The sequence below is a fragment of the Mesorhizobium sp. LNHC252B00 genome (assembly GCF_000502955.1).
In the GTDB taxonomy this organism is placed as follows: Bacteria; Pseudomonadota; Alphaproteobacteria; order Rhizobiales; family Rhizobiaceae; genus Mesorhizobium.
The window spans coordinates 74,135-93,801 of sequence record NZ_AYWO01000002.1 but is presented as its reverse complement, the minus strand read 5'-3'; the positions used below and the strand labels follow the sequence as shown (position 1 = coordinate 93,801).

General features: G+C 63.7%; 18 protein-coding genes and 3 pseudogenes. 11 read left to right on the top strand and 10 right to left on the bottom strand.

The window, feature by feature from the left end; translation table 11 throughout:
- Nucleotides 1–22 precede the first annotated feature (22 nt).
- Both hisC and X744_RS166185 read left to right on the top strand, forming a co-directional pair.
- Complete coding sequence (gene hisC, locus X744_RS166180) at nucleotides 23–1,132, top strand: histidinol-phosphate transaminase (RefSeq protein ID WP_023757244.1); 1,110 nt, start codon at nucleotides 23–25, stop codon at nucleotides 1,130–1,132.
- A 6-nt stretch (nucleotides 1,133–1,138) separates the two neighbouring features.
- Nucleotides 1,139–2,074, top strand: coding sequence for a prephenate/arogenate dehydrogenase family protein (locus tag X744_RS166185; RefSeq protein ID WP_023757243.1), 936 nt, complete (start codon nucleotides 1,139–1,141; stop codon nucleotides 2,072–2,074).
- A 7-nt stretch (nucleotides 2,075–2,081) separates the two neighbouring features.
- On the opposite strand, the pseudogene X744_RS01000000169190 reads toward X744_RS166185, so the two are convergent.
- Both X744_RS01000000169190 and X744_RS166190 read right to left on the bottom strand, forming a co-directional pair.
- Nucleotides 2,082–3,004 (bottom strand): annotated as a pseudogene (locus X744_RS01000000169190) (sugar kinase).
- A 10-nt stretch (nucleotides 3,005–3,014) separates the two neighbouring features.
- A complete protein-coding gene (locus tag X744_RS166190) occupies nucleotides 3,015–4,013 on the bottom strand; it encodes a DUF2125 domain-containing protein (RefSeq protein ID WP_023757242.1) in 999 nt (332 codons plus the stop codon).
- 149 nt (nucleotides 4,014–4,162) lie between these two features.
- Here X744_RS166190 and X744_RS166195 point away from each other — a divergent pair, with 149 nt between their 5' ends.
- From X744_RS166195 to X744_RS01000000169180, 3 genes and pseudogenes are all read left to right on the top strand, one after another.
- Entirely contained in the window at nucleotides 4,163–4,684 is a 522-nt protein-coding gene (locus X744_RS166195; protein WP_023757241.1) for a gamma-glutamylcyclotransferase, read from the top strand.
- 121 nt (nucleotides 4,685–4,805) lie between these two features.
- A pseudogene (locus tag X744_RS01000000169185) lies at nucleotides 4,806–5,752 on the top strand (aldo/keto reductase).
- Between the two features lie 92 nt (nucleotides 5,753–5,844).
- A pseudogene (locus X744_RS01000000169180) lies at nucleotides 5,845–6,463 on the top strand (LysE family translocator).
- A 24-nt stretch (nucleotides 6,464–6,487) separates the two neighbouring features.
- Here the strand turns inward: X744_RS01000000169180 and X744_RS166200 are convergent.
- Nucleotides 6,488–7,288 carry a 1-acyl-sn-glycerol-3-phosphate acyltransferase gene (locus X744_RS166200; RefSeq protein WP_023757240.1) on the bottom strand — a complete coding sequence of 267 codons (801 nt, stop codon included), beginning with the start codon at nucleotides 7,286–7,288 and terminating at the stop codon, nucleotides 6,488–6,490.
- 76 nt (nucleotides 7,289–7,364) lie between these two features.
- Nucleotides 7,365–8,270 carry a LysR family transcriptional regulator gene (locus tag X744_RS166205; RefSeq protein WP_023757239.1) on the bottom strand — a complete coding sequence of 302 codons (906 nt, stop codon included), beginning with the start codon at nucleotides 8,268–8,270 and terminating at the stop codon, nucleotides 7,365–7,367.
- Nucleotides 8,271–8,370: 100 nt separating this feature from the next.
- On the opposite strand from X744_RS166205, the gene X744_RS166210 reads away from it, so the two are divergent.
- Nucleotides 8,371–8,922, top strand: coding sequence for a carboxymuconolactone decarboxylase family protein (locus X744_RS166210; protein WP_023757238.1), 552 nt, complete (start codon nucleotides 8,371–8,373; stop codon nucleotides 8,920–8,922).
- A gap of 59 nt (nucleotides 8,923–8,981) precedes the next feature.
- Nucleotides 8,982–9,452, top strand: coding sequence for a DUF1348 family protein (locus X744_RS166215; RefSeq protein WP_023757237.1), 471 nt, complete (start codon nucleotides 8,982–8,984; stop codon nucleotides 9,450–9,452).
- Between the two features lie 687 nt (nucleotides 9,453–10,139).
- Here the strand turns inward: X744_RS166215 and X744_RS166220 are convergent.
- The 3 genes from X744_RS166220 to ftsE form a co-directional block, all read right to left on the bottom strand.
- Entirely contained in the window at nucleotides 10,140–10,865 is a 726-nt protein-coding gene (locus X744_RS166220; RefSeq protein WP_023757236.1) for a YdcF family protein, read from the bottom strand.
- Between the two features lie 86 nt (nucleotides 10,866–10,951).
- Nucleotides 10,952–11,947: an ABC transporter permease gene (locus X744_RS166225; RefSeq protein WP_023757235.1), complete on the bottom strand. Its 996-nt coding sequence runs from the start codon at nucleotides 11,945–11,947 to the stop codon at nucleotides 10,952–10,954.
- Entirely contained in the window at nucleotides 11,940–12,599 is a 660-nt protein-coding gene (gene ftsE / locus X744_RS166230) for a cell division ATP-binding protein FtsE (protein WP_023757234.1), read from the bottom strand. The genes X744_RS166225 and ftsE overlap by 8 nt, the downstream gene beginning before the upstream one ends.
- A 192-nt stretch (nucleotides 12,600–12,791) precedes the next feature.
- Between ftsE and X744_RS166235 the strand changes: the two genes are divergently transcribed.
- The 3 genes from X744_RS166235 to X744_RS166245 all read left to right on the top strand — a co-directional run bounded on the left by X744_RS166235 (nucleotide 12,792) and on the right by X744_RS166245 (nucleotide 14,446).
- Nucleotides 12,792–13,436, top strand: a complete 645-nt coding sequence (locus X744_RS166235; protein WP_023757233.1) for a cadherin-like beta sandwich domain-containing protein — start codon at nucleotides 12,792–12,794, stop codon at nucleotides 13,434–13,436.
- Between the two features lie 20 nt (nucleotides 13,437–13,456).
- The gene (gene hpt, locus X744_RS166240) at nucleotides 13,457–13,999 is read left to right on the top strand and encodes a hypoxanthine phosphoribosyltransferase (RefSeq protein ID WP_023757232.1); all 543 of its coding nucleotides are present in this window, start codon (nucleotides 13,457–13,459) and stop codon (nucleotides 13,997–13,999) included.
- Nucleotides 14,000–14,074: 75 nt separating this feature from the next.
- Nucleotides 14,075–14,446 (top strand): response regulator, encoded by a 372-nt coding sequence (locus X744_RS166245; protein ID WP_023757231.1) that lies wholly within the window; start codon nucleotides 14,075–14,077, stop codon nucleotides 14,444–14,446.
- Here X744_RS166245 and X744_RS166250 read toward each other — a convergent pair whose 3' ends face one another.
- Complete coding sequence (locus tag X744_RS166250) at nucleotides 14,447–15,394, bottom strand: DMT family transporter (RefSeq protein ID WP_023757230.1); 948 nt, start codon at nucleotides 15,392–15,394, stop codon at nucleotides 14,447–14,449.
- Between the two features lie 221 nt (nucleotides 15,395–15,615).
- Here X744_RS166250 and X744_RS166255 point away from each other — a divergent pair, with 221 nt between their 5' ends.
- A complete protein-coding gene (locus X744_RS166255; protein ID WP_023757229.1) occupies nucleotides 15,616–16,497 on the top strand; it encodes a LysR family transcriptional regulator in 882 nt (293 codons plus the stop codon).
- On the opposite strand, the gene X744_RS166260 is transcribed toward X744_RS166255, so the two are convergent.
- Together X744_RS166260 and X744_RS166265 are read right to left on the bottom strand one after the other, a co-directional pair.
- Nucleotides 16,476–16,847: a glyoxalase superfamily protein gene (locus X744_RS166260; protein WP_023757228.1), complete on the bottom strand. Its 372-nt coding sequence runs from the start codon at nucleotides 16,845–16,847 to the stop codon at nucleotides 16,476–16,478. The two genes, X744_RS166255 and X744_RS166260, sit on opposite strands and share 22 nt — an antisense overlap.
- Nucleotides 16,848–16,960: 113 nt before the next feature.
- Nucleotides 16,961–19,552 carry a TIGR02302 family protein gene (locus tag X744_RS166265; protein WP_023757227.1) on the bottom strand — a complete coding sequence of 864 codons (2,592 nt, stop codon included), beginning with the start codon at nucleotides 19,550–19,552 and terminating at the stop codon, nucleotides 16,961–16,963.
- Nucleotides 19,553–19,667 lie beyond the last annotated feature (115 nt).

Here is a 19,667-nt window from a genome sequence, read left to right as displayed (position 1 = left end):
CGTTCTCGACGGATTTTGCGACATGAGCCAGACACCGGACAAGGCACGTCCAACCCCGCGCGCGGGCATCATGGACATCGACGCCTATGTGCCGGGTAAGAGCACGGCGCCTGCCGGCGTCGCCAAGGTCTACAAGCTTTCGTCGAACGAGAACCCGCTCGGTTCCTCGCCAAAAGCGATCGAAGCCGCGCGCGAGATTGCCGGAAAGCTCGACGTCTATCCCGACGGCACCGCCAGGCGGCTGCGCGAAGCGATCGCCGAAGTGCACGGTCTCAACCCGGCCAACATCATCTGCTCGAACGGTTCCGACGAGATCCTCGGCCTGCTGGCGCAGACTTATCTGGCGCCCGGCGACGAGGCTGTCATCACCGAACACGCCTTCATGGTCTACAAGATCTACATCCAGTCGGCGGGTGCCGTTCCGGTGACGATCAAGGAAAAAGAGGAGCGCGCCGACATCGACGCCATCCTGGCCGCCATCACGCCGCGCACCAAGATCGTGTTCCTCGCCAATCCCAACAACCCGACCGGCACCTATGTGCCGTTCCAGGAGGTGCGCCGGCTGCATTCCGGTTTGCCAAGGCATGTGCTTCTGGTGCTCGACGCCGCCTATGCCGAATATGTCCGCCGCAACGATTACGAAGCCGGCATCGAGCTGGTCGGCAGCGCCGAGAACGTGGTGATGACCCGTACTTTCTCGAAGATCGGCCTTGGTGGAGCGCGGATCGGCTGGATGTACGCGCCGATGCATATCGTCGACGCGATCAACCGCGTGCGTGGCCCCTTCAACGTCAATGCAACGGCGATCGAGGCCGGCATCGCGGCGATCCGCGACCGCGCCCATGTCGAGCGCAGCGTCGCGCACAACGAGACCTGGCTGGCATGGTTGAGCGAGGAGTTCACCAAGCTTGGGCTGCGGGTGACGCCGAGCGTCGGCAATTTCGTCCTTATTCATTTTCCCGAGGACAACAAGCATTCCGCAGCTGCGGCGGACGAGTATCTAACGGCGCGCGGCTATATATTGCGGCGCGTTTCCGGCTACGGCTTTCCCAACGCGCTGCGCATGACCGTCGGCACCGAAGAGGCCAATCGCGGCGTTGTCGCCGCACTCACGACATTCCTGAAAAGCTAGAACACCATGACATCACCGATGTTTGAAAAGATCGCGCTGGTCGGCATCGGCCTGATCGGCTCGTCGCTGGCCCGCGTCATCCGCCGCGAGGGGCTGGCTGGCCGCGTAGCCATCTCGACCCGCAGTGCCGCGACGCTGGCGCGAGCGAAAGAACTTGGGCTGGGTGATTCCTACACCACCGATGCGAGCGAAGCGGTCAGGGATGCCGATCTGGTCATCGTCTCGGTGCCGGTCGGCTCGTCCGGCACGGTCGCCGAGGAAATTGCGCCTTCATTGAAGCCGGGCGCGATCCTCACCGATGTCGGCTCGACCAAGGCATCTGTCATCGCGCAGATGCAGCCTTATGTGCCAGCCGGCGTTCACTTTATTCCCGGTCATCCGCTGGCGGGCACAGAGAAATCCGGCCCCGATGCCGGGTTTGCCGACCTATTCGACAATCGCTGGTGTATCTTCACGCCGCTGCCCGATACTGACCCGGACGCGCTGGAACGGCTGTCGGAATTCTGGCGCCGCTGCGGCGCCAACATCGACACGATGGATCCTCAGCATCACGACATGACGCTGGCCATCGTCTCGCATTTGCCGCACATCATCGCCTACAATATCGTTGGCACCGCCGATGATCTGCAGTCGGTAACCAAGTCCGAGGTGATCAAGTATTCGGCTTCGGGCTTCCGCGACTTCACCCGCCTTGCCGCTTCCGACCCGACCATGTGGCGGGACGTATGCCTGCACAACAAGGATGCAATCCTCGAAATGCTGGCGCGGTTCTCGGAAGACCTAGCGTCGTTGCAACGCGCGATTCGCTGGGGTGACGGCGAAAAACTCTTCGACCTGTTCACCCGCACCCGCGCCGTGCGCCGCTCGATCATCGAGGCCGGCCAGGACATCGACGTGCCCGATTTTGGCCGTCAGGCGGTCGAACACCCGGCCAAGACTTAAATTCGTTTCAGGCAGGCCAGGTCGCCGCAACCATCGCCAGCGTCTCGGCTCTATTCGGTGCACCAAGCCTGCCGCCGAAGCGCAGGCATTTGAGCGCGGCGGCCGCACTGGCAAAGCGCAAAGCATGCTCGACGGGCATGGCTTCCGCCAGGCCGACGGCGAAGGCGCCGTGAAAGACATCGCCGGCGGCGAGCGTATCCACCGCCTTGATCCTCGGCGCCGCGACATGACGCACACAGCCTGCGGAACGGTCGTGCCACCAACTCCCCGCCGCGCCGCCAGTCACCGCGACAAAGGCGTCGGTGCGGCTGGCGAGATCGGCGCAAGCCGTTTCCGGGTCGAGCGCCTGGCCGCAGACAATGCGCGCCGCCGGCTCCGAAGCGACGATGTGCGAGGCGAGCGGCAACAGCTGTTCCAGGACCTCCAGCGGCGCGGTGTCGGCATCGAGGATCGCCGGGCGGCCGATGGCGCGTGCCGCATTCAGCGCAAGTGCTGCCGCACCCGGCCAGCGGACATCGACCAATACGGCGTCGAATGCCATGAGGTCGGCGAGCGGCAAGGCTTCGGGATCGGCCTGCGCAAGTCTGTCATAGAACGGCACGATGATGCGCTCGCCATGCGCATCGACCAGGATCGAGGCCAGCGCCGAGCGAGCGCCCCGACGCGGCGGACATAGGCGCAATCGACACCTTCGGCTTCGATCGCGGCAACGAGATGGTCGCCGACGGGATCGTCACCCGCACTAGCCCACAGCGACACCTCGGCGCCCAAGCGGTGCGCGGCGCAGGCAGCACTGGTGGCCATGCCCGAGGCGATCTGGACGCCGTCGGAGGCGATGAATTTGCCCTGATGCGGGGGCAGTGTCTCGACACGCAGGATGGTGTCCAGCGTCAGCGCGCCGACGCTCAGAAGTTTTGCCGGTCTGTTCATACAGGGACGCTTAATCGAGTGGCTTGATCTTGCCCAGCGGGATGAAGCCGAGCGAGGCCTTGCCCTTGACCACCTTGAGCGGCATCGATGGCTCGTTGCCAAGCACCGCCAGGGCAGAAAAGCCCTGCTCGATCTGGCTTTTCTGCTCGGGTATGGCGGCGCCGAGGATGGCAGCCACCGCCTTCGGGTCCTTCAGCCTGATCATCAGATCGGCGTTGACCAGGCCCTCGGCATCGACCGAAAGCGGTCCTGAAACGGTGATGCGCGCCGTGCCCGACGACAGGTAGAGGTTGCGGATTTCGATTGCCTGGCCGCGCAGGCTTCTCACCTGCGTGCCGATCAGTGCAATGCCGTTCTTCAGCGTCGCGTCGCCGCTGGCATCGAGCGCCGGCAGCACGCGCCCGCCGATCGCGCCGGGATTGATCTCGAGATCGCCGAAACTGCCGAGATAGTCGATGTCCGCCCCATTCGGCTGCAGTTGGCCAGCCGCCTTGCCGGCGCTGAACAATTGCACCGGATCGGTATCGTCGGCCGGATCGGTCTGGCCGGACAGGCCCTCCGCCTCCAGAGCAATCCGCTGCGGTAGTGGCCACCACAATTTGACGTTGGCCTGCAGGTTGTCCCAGTCGATCCACAACGGCGCCATGCCTGGCACGGAAGTCCTGAGCGGGCCGCGCAGATTGGCAACCGGTGACAGAGGCTGGATGATCTGGGCGGCTGCGTTGAAACTGCCGGCCGAAGCGGCGACGTTCCTGGCATCGTCCTCGTAAGCCAAATTGTCGCAGGAGACCGTAAAGCTCAGGGGATAGCCGCTGACCTGGAGGTTGTCGCAGCCGGCTTCGACGCCAGTTTTGTTCAGCGTGGCAACCGCCTTGTCGGCCTCGCTCCTTACCCGGTTGGCCAGATAGAACCAGCCGCCGCTGTAGATGGCAAACAGCACCACGACGAAGGCGGCAAGCCAGATCAGGCGGCGAAGGTTACTCGGCTGGCGTTCGTCACTTGACGTCATGCTTTGGCTCTCGTTAACGCATGGGTGTTGCGGACGGACAGTCGATCCCGCCGACAATAGGTAGACAGAGACGAATAGGTAGACGGGACAGGCTAAAAAACTCCGGTCCCGGCACGGTGTTGGCATTCTTTGCAATCAGGCGCGGCGATATGGGCGATTTTTGGGTGTTTGGCTATGGTTCGTTGATCTGGCGGCCGGGTTTCGCGCATGTCGAGACACAGCGCGCCCGCCTGCATGGGTATCGCCGGTCGCTCTGCGTCTATTCCTTCGTGCATCGCGGCACGCGTGAACGGCCGGGGCTGGTGCTCGGCCTCGACCGTGGCGGCTCCTGTGTCGGCCTGGCGTTCCGTGTTCCCGGCGACTTGCGCGACGAGGTCATCACCTATCTGCGCGACCGCGAGCTGGTCACCAATGTCTATCTCGAGCGCTTGCTCAAGATTCGTCTCGACGGGGGCCGGACTGTCGAGGCGGTGGCCTATATCGTCGACCGCCAGCACGTGCAGTATGCCGGCGCGCTCGACGCGGCGGAGGCGGCGGCCATGGTGCGTGGCGCGGTCGGCCAGTCCGGCGTCAACGAGGATTATGTGCTCAGCACACTGGAGCATCTCGAGGCGCTAGGCATTCGCGACCATTGGCTGGAGGAAGTCGCCAGGCGGGTCGCGCCTTTGTGAAGCTGCCTCTGCGGAAAAAGGCGGCCAGGCCTTTGACCTCGATCGGCCAAGACCTAGCTTTAGGCTCCGAACCTCAGCCCGCGGGCAGCATTCGCCCGCCCAATCATTCCGGAGATACGCCTTGCAGAAACGCCGTCTCGGTCGTACCGATCTTTCCATCGCACCGCTGGTTCTGGGCGGCAATGTCTTCGGCTGGACCGCCGACGAGAAAACCTCGTTCGACCTGCTCGACCGCTTCATCGGCGCCGGCCTCAACGCCGTCGATACGGCGGATGCTATTCGCGCTGGGTGCCCGGCCACAAGGGCGGAGAGTCGGAAACCATTATCGGCAAGTGGATGAAGGACCGCGGCAATCGTGACAAGGTCATCGTGGTCACCAAGGTCGGTTCGGATATGGGACAGGGCCATAAGGACCTGTCCGCCGCATACATCGAAAAGGCCGTCGACGCATCGCTGAAGCGGCTGCAGACCGACACCATCGATCTCTATCTGTCGCACTGGCCGGATCCGACGACGCCCTACGAGGAAACCCTTGGCGCCTATGAGAAGCTGCTCGCCAAGGGCAAGATCCGCTATGCCGGCTGCTCGAACCTCGACGCCGCCCAGTTGCGCGCCGCACTCGATGTGGCGAGCCTGCGCGGCCTGCCGCGTTACGAAGTGCTGCAGCCGGAATACAATCTCTACGACCGCTCGTCCTTCGACGGCCCACTGCGTGATCTCTGCGTGGCCGAGGACATCGGCGTCATCACCTATTTCAGCCTTGCCAAGGGTTTTCTCAGCGGCAAATACCGCAGCGAGGCCGATCTTGGTCAGAGCCCGCGTGGCGGCGGTGTGAAGGACTATCTCAACGCGCGCGGATATCGCATCCTTGCGGCACTGGACGCGGTCTCGGCCAGGCATTCGGCCAAGCAAGCGGAAGTCGCGCTTGCCTGGGTGATCGCGCGGCCCGGTGTGACCGCGCCGATCGCCAGCGCCACCAGGCCCGACCAGATGGACAGCCTGATCAAGGCGGCGTCGCTGAAATTGAGCGCCGACGATATGGCCGAACTCGACAAGGCGAGCGGCTGAAGCTTTCGGCGACCGCTCCTCGCACGAACGTCCAAGACGACCCTCTTGTCTTGCCATAGCCTTCTTTGCACGGGGGCAAGGCAGAGGTGCAGATGACGGAGCCGCTTCTTTCGCAGCTGGACCTTTGGCGTCAGCTGGTCGCGCTGGTGCTTGCCGCCACGATCGTCATGGGCAGCCCAGGGCCGGCAACGATAAGCGTCACCGCCGTCGGGGCCGCCTTCAGCCTGCGCCACTCGCTGCGCTATGCCGGGGGGATCATCCTAGGCACGATCGCCGTGCTGCTGGTCGTGGCGACCGGGGTCATGGCGGTGCTCACGTCGATGCCGCGGTTCGCACCGCTGCTGGCCGTCGCTTCAGCGGTCTACATCCTCTATCTCGCCTTCAAGATCGCTACGGCGCCGCCCTTGGCGGCACGCGCCGCCGAGGCTAACATGGCTGGCTGGGTTCCTTCTCGCGGTCGCCAATCCAAAGGCCTATGTGGCGATCGCCGTCGTGTTCGCCTGGGCTTCGTCGAAACAGGGCGTCGCTGAGCTCGGTCCATGGCTGAGGCTGACGGTTCTCGCCCTGATGATCGTCGCCATCCATGCCGTGTGGCTCGTCGCGGGAGCAGCGTTCGCGCGCTTCCTGCGCCAGCCGGCGGCATCGCGGATTATCAATCTGGTCTTTGCCGCGACGCTGGTGTTGACCACTGCGCTGGCCGTATTCGGCTGAGAACTGCCGGCCGGAGACTTCGGCTCAGGCTTTGGTTTTTGCGGCGTGATCCAGCTCTTGCAGCCTTTTCACCGCTGTCGGTGGCAAGGCAGGTGGGTTCGGGCCGCGCGCCGCCTCGATCAGGAACTGGTCGCAGGCGGCCTCGGTCTCCCCGATCAGCCGGGCCATGAATTCGTCCTTGCTCAGTCCCGGTGGAATCGGCGGCAGGAAGCGTGCCCTGATCGTGCCGGGGTAGCGCAGGAATTTCCGGCGCGGCCAATAAAGGCCGGCGACATGGGCGACCGGCACCACCGGAACACCAAGCTGCGCATAGATTTCGACGATACCGTATTTGTAGGCCGGCTCGTCGCCCGGAGCCCGGCGCGTGCCCTCGGGGTATATGATCAGCTGGCGAGGGTTGCGCGCCATCTCCTCCTTGGTCGCGGCGACCACGGCCTTCAGCGCCTTCGAGCGGCTGCCGCGGTTAACCGGGATCATCCGCATCTTCATGATGTACCAGCCGAAGAACGGGATCCAGGTCAGCTCTCGTTTCAAGATGTAGAGCGGGTCCTGGAGGAAGGGGAAGAAGGCGATCGCGTCCCAGAACGACTGGTGCTTGGGCGCCAGGATGAAGGAGCCTTCTGGCAGGTTTTCCTGGCCGGTGATGTCGCTCTTCGTTCCAGCGATCTTGTCGAAGAGCCACATCGAGGTGCGCGACCAGAATTTCGGCACGAACCAGGCGCGGTGACGGGGGGACAGGAAATAATAGGGGGTCCAGAGGATCATCTGGATGATCAGGTTGACGTAGAAGACGAAATTGAACGTCAGTGATCTGGCATAGAGCATGGGGGAGGTCCGGTGAGGAGGTGAGCGTTGGTTACACCAAGCGCGGGGAAAAAGGAAACAAGGCGATGCGGCTCATTCACCACGCCGCCTGCGCCAGGCGTTCCCGCAGGCGAGGAGCGGCGAAGTCGAGGAAGGCGCGCAGTTTCACCGGCAGCCGGCCCTGGCCGGCGTGTACGAGATTTACCGGCCACGGCTGCGGTTCGAAGTCCTGGAGAACCGCTCTGAGGGCTCCTGACCGCACAGCGGCTACGATCTGGTAGGAAAGTACCCGTGTTATCCCGATGCCGGCAATCGCAGCGTCGATCGCGGCCTCAGCGGTGTTGACGCGGAGCCTTGAGCGAACCTGGATTGGAAGGTCGGTCTTCTCCACCGAAAAGGTCCAGGTGGCGAGGGAACTGAGACCCTCAAATGTAATGCAGCTGTGCGTCTCAATATCTCTGGGGGTTTTCGGCGTGCCGCGTTCAGACAAATAGGCGGGGCTTGCGCAGACAACACGACGGATGGAGCCAAGCCCTGTGGCAACCATGCGCGAGTCCGGCAGCCGGCCGATGCGGATTGCGAGATCGATATGCTCCTCGGCCAAATGGCTTATCGCGTCGCCGAGCGTCAGGCGAATGTCCACTTGCGGGTAGGCGGCGAGAAACGCGGTGACGACTGGCAGCACGTGAAGGCGGCCGAAGACGATCGGCGCGGTGATGATCAATTCGCCCGTCGGGGCGCTGTACTCGCCGCCGGCGACCCGCTCGGCCTCGCCGACCTCGTCGAGAATGCGGCGGCATGCGGCGAGGTAGGCGTCGCCCGCATCGGTCAGCGTCAGCCGCCGCGTCGACCGGTTCAGCAGGCGTGTCTGAAGATGACGCTCTAGGTCGGAGACCTTGCGGCTGACCGTGGCAAGTGGAACGCCCGAACGGCGCGCGGCAGCGGACAAACTGCCAGCCTCGACCGTGGCAACGAAAAGGGACATGGCTTCGAGGCGGTCCATTGTTTATTCCAGAAATTGGAAGGATAGATTGCAATTATGGCATCTACATCTGCAATGTGAAAGGATGCATATAAGACGGGCACCTCAAAAGGAAATCGTCATGCCCCGCATCGTTACCCTGTCATCCATTGCCGCCGCTCCAACAGCCGCGCAACCCATGCTGCACGCTGTCGAGAAGCAGCTCGGTGTCGTGCCGAACCTGTTTAGGATGGTTGCAAACAGCCCGGCCGCGCTGGAAGGCTACCTCGGCATGTCGGGGGCGCTTGCCAGGGGCCGCCTGCCGGCGCCAACGCGCGAACGTATCGCGCTCGCGGTCGCCGAGGTCAATGGTTGCAGCTACTGTCTTTCCGCCCACACCTACCTCGGCAAGAACCTCGCAAGGCTCGACGACGCCGAAATGATTGCCAACCGCCACGGCGGTTCCACCGATCCCAAGGCGGGCGCGGCTGTCCGTTTCGCCGCCAAGGTCGCCCACAGCCGCGGCCATGTCGGCGACGAGGACCTCGCAGCCGTCAGGCTGGCAGGCTATGACGATGGTGAGATCATTGAGATCGTCCAGCACGTCGCCCTGAACGTCTGGACCAACTATATCAATGAGGTTGCCCGGACCGAGATCGATTTTCCGGTTGTTTCTGCCCGTGATGCTGCCTGACTCCGGAAAGGCCAGGCGGTGTCCGCCGGTCTCCGCCACGCATGCCGCAGAGGAATGTCATGTCTGAGAGCCGACCACCGCTTCCGCCGTTCACAGCCGAGACCGCCGCACAGAAGGCGCGCATGGCCGAGGACGCCTGGAACTCCCGTGATCCGGCACGGGTCGCGCTCGCCTACACAATGGACAGTCGCTGGCGTAACCGGGCTGAATTCCTGCAAGGGCGCGATGCCATCCAGGCGTTTCTGACGCGCAAATGGAGCCGCGAGCTTGACTATCGGCTGATCAAGGAGGTCTGGGCCTTCCACGCCAACCGGATCGCGGTGCGCTTCGCCTATGAGTGGCGCGACGACAGCGGTTCATGGTTCCGCAGCTACGGCAACGAGAACTGGGAATTCGACGAACACGGGCTGATGCGCCTGCGCATCGCCAGCATCAACGACCTGCCGATCGGCGAGGCTGACCGCAAATATCACTGGCCGCTCGGTCGGCGGCCGGATGACCACCCTACACTGTCGGAACTCGGGCTTTAGAGCAATTCCAGGAGGCTTTCGATGAACGCGCATGCTTTCACCAGCGACGTCGCCTTCACGCCGACGGTCAAGGCGATCCAGAGATCGGAAGAGCACACGTCTGAACTCNTGGCGGCTGGCAAGCTGCCATCACCCCCGACCTTGCCGCCTTCATCGAGATGCAGACCAGCGTCTTCCTGGCGACGGCCAATGGCGATGGCCAGCCCTACATCCAGCACCGCGGCGGGCCGGTCGGCTTCCTCAAGGTGCTGGATGAACACACGATCGGCTTCGCGGATTTTGCCGGCAACCGGCAGTTCATCACGCAGGGCAATCTGGCTGACAATCCGCAGGCCTTCCTGTTCCTGGTCGACTATATGCATCGGCAACGCATCAAGCTCTGGGGCACGGCGCGCGTTGTCGAGAACGATGCCGAACTGCTGGCGAAACTGATGCCGCAAGATTACAAGGCACGTCCCGAGCAGGTCATCCTGTTCACGATCACGGCCTGGGATGCCAATTGCCCGCAGCATATCCCGCAGCGTTTCGAGGCGGCCGACGTGGCAGCGGCACTCGGTGAACGGGACAGGCGCATCGAGCGTCTTGAACAGGAGGTCGCACGGCTCAAGGGGGTGTCGGGCGCGGCTGCCAGGGCCGCCAGGGCAGGCGCGGCCGCCAGGGCAGGCGCGGCCGCCGGGGAATGATGGTTCAGCCGCCGGCTGCGGTTTCGGCCAGCGCGATGCCGTTGGGCGTCGGCTTGACCGGGACGATGCCACGCGCCAGCGCCAGCAAATATTTGTTGTACTCGGTGAACAGCACGCGCAATGCCCGCGGCTTGGTCAGCCAGCCGCCATTGTCGAGGTTGGAATTGACCACCGGATAGGGCTCAAGCTTGGCGCCATGCAGCAGCCGGCCCATTTCCAGCAGACTGCGCGGCATATGATAATTGTTGGTGACGAGGATCACTGTGCCATAGGCATGGCTCTCGACCCATTTGGCGCTTTCCTCGGCATTGCCGATCGTATCGAGCGCGGCACGGTCGATGTCGACGCAGCAGGAGAACAGCCTGACGTCGCCACCGGTCGCCGCCTGCAACTGGCGACGGCTGGCGGAAGGATGCACACCGCTGATCAGCAGCCGCTCGCCCTTGCCTGACGCCAGCAGGTCCATGGCCGCATCGAGGCGGGATTGGCCGCCGGTCAGGACGATGATCGCATCAGCCTTGGCTGGATTGGCAGGCGTCGTCAGGTGGCTGACCTTGTTTGCGAACCAGCCGAAGCCGCCGGCAAACAATGTCGCGAGAACGAGCAAGGAGAGAGCGGATATACGCAACGCAGCCTTTAGACGGCTCATCGTGCGGCGGTCATGCGAACGGGCAACCACCACTGGCATCTGTCCAGCCGTACCGGTCGTATCCCGTGCGTCCATCGCCATATGGTTAATCCTGAAATGCGGACTTGGGTAGGTAAAAGACGCACTTTGCGTTACGCGAATTCTCCATTCGTGATCATCTTGCCTCGTCAGCCTGCATCCGGTTGGCGAACATCGATGTCGCTGAGATAGGCGACTACGGTGGCGTGCGAGGTTGCCGCCGTCAGCCCGCCGATCACCAGCACCATCAAGACGACACCGAGATACCCAGCCGAGCCGATAGCGAAATTGCCGAACAGGGCGGTTGCCTGGTCGGCCTGCGGCGTTGCCATGTTGCGCGACGACCACCAGGAAAAGACGATGAAGACGAGTACCGCCGCGGCACCGCCGGCCGCCGCTCCCTTCATGCCAGTGACCAGGAAATGCCGGCGGAATTCGCGTGCGATGAAGCGTGCCTCGGCACCGACGAAATGCAGCACCTCGATGATGTGGCCATTGCCGGCCATGGCGCCGCGTGTTGCGAACACCACGGTCAGCACCGTCGCCGACAGCATCAACGCCAGCACGGCGATGCCGATGGTCACCGTGGTGCGGGCCATGGCAACCAGCCGGTCGACCCAAGTGCGGTGATCGTCGAGCGAGGCACTCGGCAGTTTCGGCGTGATCGCGGCGCGCATCGCGGCGAAATCGGGTGGGCTGCTTTCGTCGATGGTGACGATGATCAGGCGCGGCACCGGCAATTCGTCGATGTTGAGGCCTGAACCCAGCCACGGTTCCAACAGCCTAGCGGTCGCCTCGCGATCGATGATCCGGGTTGCCTTGACGCCGGGAAACTCGCCGGCGATCTGTGAGGCCCGGGCAAGGGCTGCCTCCATGTCGAGGCCGTCGACCGGCTTGATCTGGATCGTCGCCTCGCGCGAAATCTGGTTCTCCCAGACGGACGCGGTGTCGCGCACAAGCGTCACCGCGCCGAAGGTCAGGCAGGACAGGAATGTCATGATGGCGATGACCAGCACCAGCGCCCGGCCGGCGATGTTCTGCGCCGGCACGATCGGTGCCATCCTGCGCTGGGTGCGGGGCCCTGCCTTCGCCGCCTCGGCGTCCTGGTCTCGTTCCACAAGATGTTCGGCGGACAGTTCAGTCATAGATGTCCAGCCTTCCGCCGGCCAGGATCATGCGACGCGCGTCGACCTGTTCCATCAAGCCGAGATCGTGGGTAGCGATCACCACGGCGGTCCCGAGACGATTGAGCTCGATGAACAGACGCAGCAGGCGTCGCGCCAGCGGCGGATCGACATTGCCTGTCGGTTCGTCGGCCAGCAGGATCTCCGGCTGCTCGATCAGTGCTCGCGCGATCGCGGCGCGCTGCTTCTCGCCGCCGGACAGAACCGGCGGCAACACATGCATGCGTTCGCCCAGCCCAACCCACTTCAACAGCTCGGTGACATCGGTGCGGTAGCTTGCTTCCTCGCGCCCGCGCACGCGCAGCGGCAGCGCGACGTTCTCGTAGGTGGTCATGTGATCGAGTAGGCGAAAGTCCTGGAACACGACGCCGATGCGCCGCCGCAGATGCGGCAGTTCGGAGCGCGAGATACGTGACCGGTCCTTGCCGAAGATGGTGATCAGCCCGCGCGTCGGCTTCAGCGACATGAACAGCAGGCGCAGCAACGTCGTCTTGCCGGCGCCCGAAGGCCCACTCAGGAACTGGAAGGAGCGCTCCGGAATGTGCAGGGAGATGTCGCGGAGGATTTCCGGACCCATGCCATAACGGAGGCCGACATTTTCGAAGCGAATCAATTTCGGCGACCTGAAATTCGGCACGGCGGCGAGCCGGCCTGTTCTGGGTAAAGACCATCGGCCGGCATGGTTAACCGGCGGTTAATTCCTGGGCTCTTTCGGCTCGTCACGAGGGCTCCGGTGGGGAAGCGTTAACCATTTGTGTTTACGCAAAAGAAACGAAAAGCGAACACGTGCTGCAATGCTGGGGCCATGATGGCTGACGATCGAACCGCGCGCCCGGTTTCCGGCGAAATCATGACCGATCCGGCGGCAATTGCCGCTAAGGACCGGTTCATGCGTGGTCCCGCTGCCGACGTCGTCGATGCCGATTATGTGGTGATGCCGCGTCTTGTCCCCGCCGTGGAAAGCGTTTCGCCGCTGCCGCGTGCGATCGTCACACCGGCCATCGAGGGCATGGACATGCTGCGCAAGCCCGAGGCCCCGGCGGAACGGCCGCCGGCCTCGCGCGGCGGACCGATCTTCTGGATCGCCGGCGTCGGCGCCGCGTTGGCCGCTTTCTGGGTCTCCGGCGGGCATGCGCTGGTGCGCCAGGCGTCGTTCCTGTCCAGCGCGCAGCCCTCGGCGCTCAGCATTTCAGGCGTCACCTCACGCGTCGACGCGTCGGGCCCGAACCCAGCGCTGTTCGTCGATGGCGAGGCCGTCAATGATGGCGCGAAACCGGTGCAACTGCCGCCGCTCGAAATTCGGGTGACGAGCAATGACGGGCGCACAACCCGCTATACGTTGGGGACATCCGGCCGCTCGCTGGCGTCGGGCGAAAGATTCGGCTTTGCCAGCCGGCTCGACGTGCCTAAGTACGGCGTAAGAGCCGTCTTAGTCACTTTCGCTCAATAGGCGACTACCGAGGAACACCAATGCCAATCGTACGCGGCAAGGACATCGAAGTCCTGTTTTCAGCATCGGCGATCGCCCGGCGCAACCTCGAACTCGCCAAGGAGATCGCCGGCCACGACTATCACGATCTGCTGGTGATCTCGGTGCTGAAGGGCTCGTTCATCTTCGCCGCCGATCTCATCCGTGCCATGCACGATGTCGGCTTGTCGCCGGAGGTCGAGTTCATCTTCATCTCCAGCTACGGCGCGGGCACCACCAGCGGCGAGGTGAGGGTGCTGCGCGACATCGACAACGAGGTCACCGGCCGCGACGTGCTGTTGATCGACGACATTCTCGAATCGGGCAAGACGCTAAGCTTCACCCGCGACCTGATGCTGTCGAGGGGCGCAAAAAGTTGTTCCATCGCCGTGCTGCTCGACAAGCGCATGCGTCGACAGACCGCACTCAACGCTGACTATGTCGGCTTCGACTGTCCCGACTATTTCGTCGTCGGCTACGGTATGGATGTCGCGCACGCTTTTCGCGAACTGCCTTTTGTCGGCGTCGTGAAAGGCGATGTCTGAGCGACTTCCAAAAAGATCCGCCGACCGTGGCCGCTTTCAGGAAAAGTCAACTTTTCGCGGCCAAATATGCCGGCCATGGCAAAGCTTCTGATCGTTGAGGACGATGAGTCCGTCCGCACCCTGGCCGCCCGCGCGCTTGAACGCGCAGGGCATGCGATCGAGGTCGCGGCGGACGGCGCGCAAGGGCTTTCACTGATCCAGGCCGCAAAAGGCGGCTACGATCTCGTCGTCTCCGACATCCGCATGCCGGAGATGGACGGCATCGAGATGGCGATTGCGGCGTCGGCCCTTTTTCCGTCAATGAAGATCATGCTGATGACTGGCTATGCCGACCAACGCGAGCGCGCCGAGGAGTTGGACGGCGTTATCCTCGATGTCGTGCAGAAGCCCTTTACGCTGGCCGAAATCCGCTCGCGGGTCGAACGGGCACTGATCTGCTTCGCCTGATCAGGCTGGATCGGCAGCAGTGAGCACGGGTGGAGCGCTCTTGCGCCGTTCGGTGTTGAGGGCCAGCAGGCCGGCGCCGATGATGAGGGCTGCGCCAATGACGGTCGTCGACCGCGGGACCTCGGCGAAGAACAGGAAACCCCACAGCGGCGACCACAGGATGCCGGTATATTCGAAGGTGGCAACGCGGTTGGCCGGCGCCATCCGATAGGCCTGCGACAGCAGGATCATGCCGGCGGAGGCGACGATACCGCAGGCCGCCATCTTGAGAAAATCCGGCAGTGTCGGCCACAGCCAGGGCCGCACCAGGAATTCCACGCTGGGGTGGACGGCATGGGTGATGCCGGCAAGGTGGAACACGCCGGCAACGACAGCGGCGCCAACCAGATAGGCGCCGTTCTGATAGAAGGCCATGACGGTCGACGATTCGGTGTCGCCGATCTTGCGGGCCATGAGTTGCGAGAAGCCATAGAGCGCCGCCGAGCCCAGCGACAGGAGTGCTGCCATGTCGAACAGTCCGGTGCCGGGGCGCAGCATCACGAGCACGCCAAGCAACCCGATCAACACGGTCGCCAGCGTCTGCCACGAGACGCGCTCGCCGAGATACGGCCCGGCCAGCGCCATGATGAACAGCGGCGCCATGAAATAGAGCGCCACCGCATCGGCCAGCGGCAGAGCGGCGATTGCCAGATAGTAGACCGTATAGGAGGTGAACTGGATGAAGGCGCGCATGGTCAGCATGCCGAATCGCTTCGACAGGATCGCCCGCAGGCCGACATCGGCATGGACCAGAACAATCAGGATCGGCAGAGCGACGATCGAGCGGATCGCCATCACTTCGGTCACCGGATAGCCGCTCGATACGGCTTTGACGAGCGGGTCCTGCAGCGAGAAGACCAGCACGCCCAGGCACAGGCTCAGGATGCCGCGCACCATCCGATTCTGCATCTGCATCCAAGCTCCTGCGTATACGATCCGAAGCTGTCGCCTGCGGGTAAAAAGAACCCGCCACCGTTTCGGGCAGCGGGCACGAGTGAGGACTCTTGATTGGTCCGCGGCTGATTTCGCAGCCGCATATCCAATGGGTGAGGCCACTATCATCCTGGGTTTGACATGTTGCAAACGAATTGAAATGATACCAGCGATCAAATTTCCTTATGGCTGATTTCATGCGACCGACCCTCGACAGCGACCTCCTGCGCACCTTCGTGGCAATTGCGGAGGCGGGCAATTTCACCAGGGCAGCGGAGCAGGCCGGCCGCACTCAGTCTGCGGTATCGATGCAGATGAAGAAGCTCGAAGAGCTGATCGGCGACAGCTTGTTCGAGCGCGGTTCGCGCGGCGTCGCGCTGACGCGGCGCGGCGGCGAACTCATCGTCAATGCCCGCCGCATCGTCTCGCTGCTCGATGAGACGGCGGCTTCGATGGCGGCGGCGCCGCTTGGCGGGCCGGTGCGCATCGGCATTCCGGAGGAGTATGGCCACGCTATCCTGTCGCGCGCGCTCGGTGCGTTTTCGAAGCGTCACACGCAGGTCGAGGTCACGGTGCGCTATGCGCATTCAGGGGCACAGATAGCGGCGCTCGCCGCCGGAGAACTCGATCTGTGCGTAGTGTTCGAATGGCAGGATCCTGCCGGCGGCGAAGTGCTGATGCACGATCCGACCGTGTGGGTGACATCGACCCTGCACCATATGCATGAGGAGCAGCCTGTGCCGATCGCGCTCTACAACCGGGCCGGCTGGTGCAAGGACTTCGCCATCAAGTCACTGGAGCAGCGCAATCTTGCCTATCGTGTCGCCTATACCAGCGACACCACTGGCGGCCTCAAGCTCGCCGTCACCTCCGGACTGGCGATCGCGCCGATTTCGCGCAGCAACATCCCAAGCGGCTGTCGCGAACTGACGGCCGCGGACGGGTTCGGCGACATCGATTCCTCGAATGTGGTGATGCACCGCAACCCCAATGCCTCAGGTGAGGCGATCGACGGCATGCAGGAGGCAATCCGCGAAGCGTTCGTCAACAGGCAGGATCAACCCGCGGCATCCTCGTAGAAATGCAGGCGGTTGCCGAATGGGTCGGCGACCGATACCTCACGGGTCTTCCATGGCGTCTCTTCCAGGCCCGGCCTGGCGAAGCGGTATTTTTTGCCGATCAGTTCGCGATGCAGTGCGGTGATGTCCTCGACCTTGATGCGCATGGCAATGCCGGGTGCACCGTCGCCGTGATGTTCGCTGAGATGCAGGACGCAGCCGTCGCGGCCGACCGCCATGTAGAGCGGTGCGTCGTCTTCGAAGCGATGTTCCCACTGCACCTCGAAACCGAGGAAGCCGACATAGAATTCACGCGCCTTGGCAATATCGAAGATGCGCAGGATGGGGGTGACGGCGCCAAGTTTGGGCATGGTGGTGCAACCGTTCGAGAGGGTCTTCAGGTGGGGTGGAGGCGGGGCGGCAATCCCTATGTCTTGTCGCAATTCCGGACGGAAAACCGCTTCACACCTTTCTTGAAATTGCTCTATTTCAACTCCAGCAGCCGTTCCAGATAACTGCGTTCGATGTCGGGGCTCAGCGCGTTGCCGAGCCGCTTGCGGATCGCTTCCAGAATCTGACGGGCACGCTGCACGTCGATCTCGTCGGGCACCTTCACCGAATCGCCGAAGTCGGGACCCTGGCTGGCGCGCGGCCGGCCGAGCGGATCACGATCGGCGTTCTGCTGGCGACCGCCTTTCTCGCTGCCGCCCTGGTCGCCTTGCATGGCTTGCATCTGCTTCATCATGTCCTTGGCGCCCCTGCGCAGCGCTTCCAGCGCCCGGCCCTGATGGCCGACGGCCGCATCGCCTTCGCCCTCGCCGAGCGCCTGTTCGGCATTGCCCATCGACTTGCCGGCCTCGCCAAATCCTTCGTTGGGCTGCATGCCCATGCCTTCAAGGCCCTTCTTCAGCTGCTCGAGGTCGCTTTTCAGCTGGCCCTGACCTTGCTGCAACTGCTTCAGCGCATCTGCGAATTCCTGCGGTGTCATCGGCTTCGGCTGGCCGCCCTCGTTCGGCTTGCCGTTTTCGCCGGATTGACCTTGTTGCTCGTCCTGGCCGAGCTGTTCGTCGCGGTTCTGTCCGCGCTGGCGTTCGCCGCGCTGCATCTGGTCCATGCGGAAGGTATCGTTCATCATCTCCTGCTGGCGGCGCAGGATATCGCCGAGCTTGTCCATCTGCTGGCGCATCTCGCTGTCCTGCTGGCCGCCTTGCTGCTGCCGGCCGGCCTGCAGATTGTTCATCATGTCCTGAAGTTGCGACAGCAATTCCTGCGCCTTGTCGCGGTCGCCCGACTTCGCCAGATTCTCGATCTGGTCCATCATGCGGTCGATATCGCTCTGGCGCAGTTCCTGCCCGTTCTGCTGCATTTGCGGGGCGTTGGGATTCTGCTTGGCGCGCTCCGCGAATTCCTGCAGGAACTGGTTCATCGCCTCGCGCAGTTCCTTCATCGCCTTTTCGATTTCAGCGTCGCTGGCACCATTCTTGATGGCGTCCTGCAGTGCCTGCTGCGCCTGGCGCAGCCGCTTTTCCGCGGCCGAGAGGTTGCCTTCCTCGATGCCGAGCGCAATTTCCCAGAGATAGGAGACCTCGTTGCGCAATTGATCGTCGCTGTCGGCCATCTTCAACCGGCTGCGGGCGCTCATGATGGCGAGATAGTGGGACATGTTGTCGAATGTGTCTTCCGGCCGCAGCGTGATGGCGTCCATCAGGTCGAGCACGCGCGGCTTGGTATTGGCGTCGAGCGCGAGCAGGCGGCGCTGCTCGATCACGGCCCGTGCCAGCGGATTGGCGAATGGCCGTTCCGGCATCGGCAGCGTCTTGGTTTCGCTCGATGCAGTGTGGCCGGCGTCGTCGGTGGCAACCAGCGTCAGCTTTATGCTGCTGCCGGCCCAGACATGTTCCGTCAGGTCCTTGGAGGTCCTGGCGGCATTCGACTTGCCGCCGCGGCGCGGCAGCGAAAGCGGCATTTCGGGCGGACCATAGAGCGGATGGGCATTCGGTGCCTGTTGATCGGCAAGCGCGAAAACCGCCTTGGCGGTGGCGGCGCCATAGTCGTCGTCGATCTGGTAGTTGAGTTCGAAGGCGCCGTTGGCGGCGCGCTTCGGCTCGCCGACGAAGCGGATCTGCGGCGGCTTGTCGGCTATGACCGCAAAGGCCCAGCGGCCGAGCTGATCCTCGCCCGATGTCAGCGTCAGCGTGCCGTCACCGGTCAGCTTGCCGGTGAACTGGCGTATCTTGGACGGCGTTGCCGGGCTTGCCGCCGGCTTGGCCGTGGCGGCGGCCTGCGGGCCGGCCGGGTCGATGGCGCGGGAATTGCCACTCTTGTCGGCGTAGGCAAGCGTTTCCTCGCCCGAACCGCCGGTCACGCGCAACGAAACATCGCTGCCTTCGGGAATGGTGAAGGTCGGGGTCGCCTGGTTGGCGTCGGCCGTCAGGAAGATCGGCGGCTTGCCGGTGTAGGCCGGTGGCGTCACCCAGGCGTCGATGCGCGGCGGCACGGCATCATGTGCGCCATGGGCTTTGAACCCGTCGCTGATCCTGCCGCCCGTCGGCCCGAAGGAGAAGGCGAAGGCGGTAACGAGCAAAAGTGCTGCCACCGCGCGCAGCCCCCAAGGGTCGCGTTCCGGCACGCGCGTGCGCGGCAGGTCGGCGCCGAGGCTGTCAAGCTTTCCGGCCATGCGCTTCTGGTGCTCGCGCCAGAGCGCCTGCGAGAAGCTGCTTTCCCTGCCGCTAGGCCGGTCGGTCTGCACCAGCACGGGGCTGTGCAGCAATTGATTGGCCGCCTCGATGCGGCGGTCGATTTCGGCGGCACCAGGGATGCGCAAGAAACGCAGCGGGTAGAGCGCGGCCAGTGCCGCGATCGCGAAGGCGGCGACAAGGCCGATGCGCGCCATATCCGGCAGCCGGGTGAAGATACCGAGCCATGAGGCGCTGAGGAACAGGCTGGCGACGATGACGAGCGGAAGCAGCAACGGCCAGCCACGCTCGACCATCATCGAGACCCGCGTCGCCAGCCGGCTCAAGGCGAGGCGCCCGGCCAGGCCGCGGTTGCCGTTGAAGGTGGGTCGTTGCGTCATCGGCCCTTCCTCCTATTTCATCCCGAAAGAACCGGGATGGGACTCTGTCTCCTGCATGATCTGTCCGGAAACCGGATTCCCTTTTGGGGTCATGCTGTGGGCGGGCAGGATAGCC

What these genes read in the sequence shown, in the direction of transcription:
- hisC (WP_023757244.1), top strand. Translation starts at nt 23, where the DNA reads ATGAGCCAGACACCGGACAAGGCACGTCCAACCCCGCGCGCGGGCATC.
- X744_RS166185 (WP_023757243.1), top strand. Translation starts at nt 1,139, where the DNA reads ATGACATCACCGATGTTTGAAAAGATCGCGCTGGTCGGCATCGGCCTG.
- X744_RS166190 (WP_023757242.1), bottom strand. Translation starts at nt 4,013, where the DNA reads ATGACGTCAAGTGACGAACGCCAGCCGAGTAACCTTCGCCGCCTGATC.
- X744_RS166195 (WP_023757241.1), top strand. Translation starts at nt 4,163, where the DNA reads ATGGGCGATTTTTGGGTGTTTGGCTATGGTTCGTTGATCTGGCGGCCG.
- X744_RS166200 (WP_023757240.1), bottom strand. Translation starts at nt 7,288, where the DNA reads ATGCTCTATGCCAGATCACTGACGTTCAATTTCGTCTTCTACGTCAAC.
- X744_RS166205 (WP_023757239.1), bottom strand. Translation starts at nt 8,270, where the DNA reads ATGGACCGCCTCGAAGCCATGTCCCTTTTCGTTGCCACGGTCGAGGCT.
- X744_RS166210 (WP_023757238.1), top strand. Translation starts at nt 8,371, where the DNA reads ATGCCCCGCATCGTTACCCTGTCATCCATTGCCGCCGCTCCAACAGCC.
- X744_RS166215 (WP_023757237.1), top strand. Translation starts at nt 8,982, where the DNA reads ATGTCTGAGAGCCGACCACCGCTTCCGCCGTTCACAGCCGAGACCGCC.
- X744_RS166220 (WP_023757236.1), bottom strand. Translation starts at nt 10,865, where the DNA reads ATGGCGATGGACGCACGGGATACGACCGGTACGGCTGGACAGATGCCA.
- X744_RS166225 (WP_023757235.1), bottom strand. Translation starts at nt 11,947, where the DNA reads ATGACTGAACTGTCCGCCGAACATCTTGTGGAACGAGACCAGGACGCC.
- X744_RS166235 (WP_023757233.1), top strand. Translation starts at nt 12,792, where the DNA reads ATGATGGCTGACGATCGAACCGCGCGCCCGGTTTCCGGCGAAATCATG.
- hpt (WP_023757232.1), top strand. Translation starts at nt 13,457, where the DNA reads ATGCCAATCGTACGCGGCAAGGACATCGAAGTCCTGTTTTCAGCATCG.
- X744_RS166245 (WP_023757231.1), top strand. Translation starts at nt 14,075, where the DNA reads ATGGCAAAGCTTCTGATCGTTGAGGACGATGAGTCCGTCCGCACCCTG.
- X744_RS166250 (WP_023757230.1), bottom strand. Translation starts at nt 15,394, where the DNA reads ATGCAGAATCGGATGGTGCGCGGCATCCTGAGCCTGTGCCTGGGCGTG.
- X744_RS166255 (WP_023757229.1), top strand. Translation starts at nt 15,616, where the DNA reads ATGCGACCGACCCTCGACAGCGACCTCCTGCGCACCTTCGTGGCAATT.
- X744_RS166260 (WP_023757228.1), bottom strand. Translation starts at nt 16,847, where the DNA reads ATGCCCAAACTTGGCGCCGTCACCCCCATCCTGCGCATCTTCGATATT.
- X744_RS166265 (WP_023757227.1), bottom strand. Translation starts at nt 19,552, where the DNA reads ATGACGCAACGACCCACCTTCAACGGCAACCGCGGCCTGGCCGGGCGC.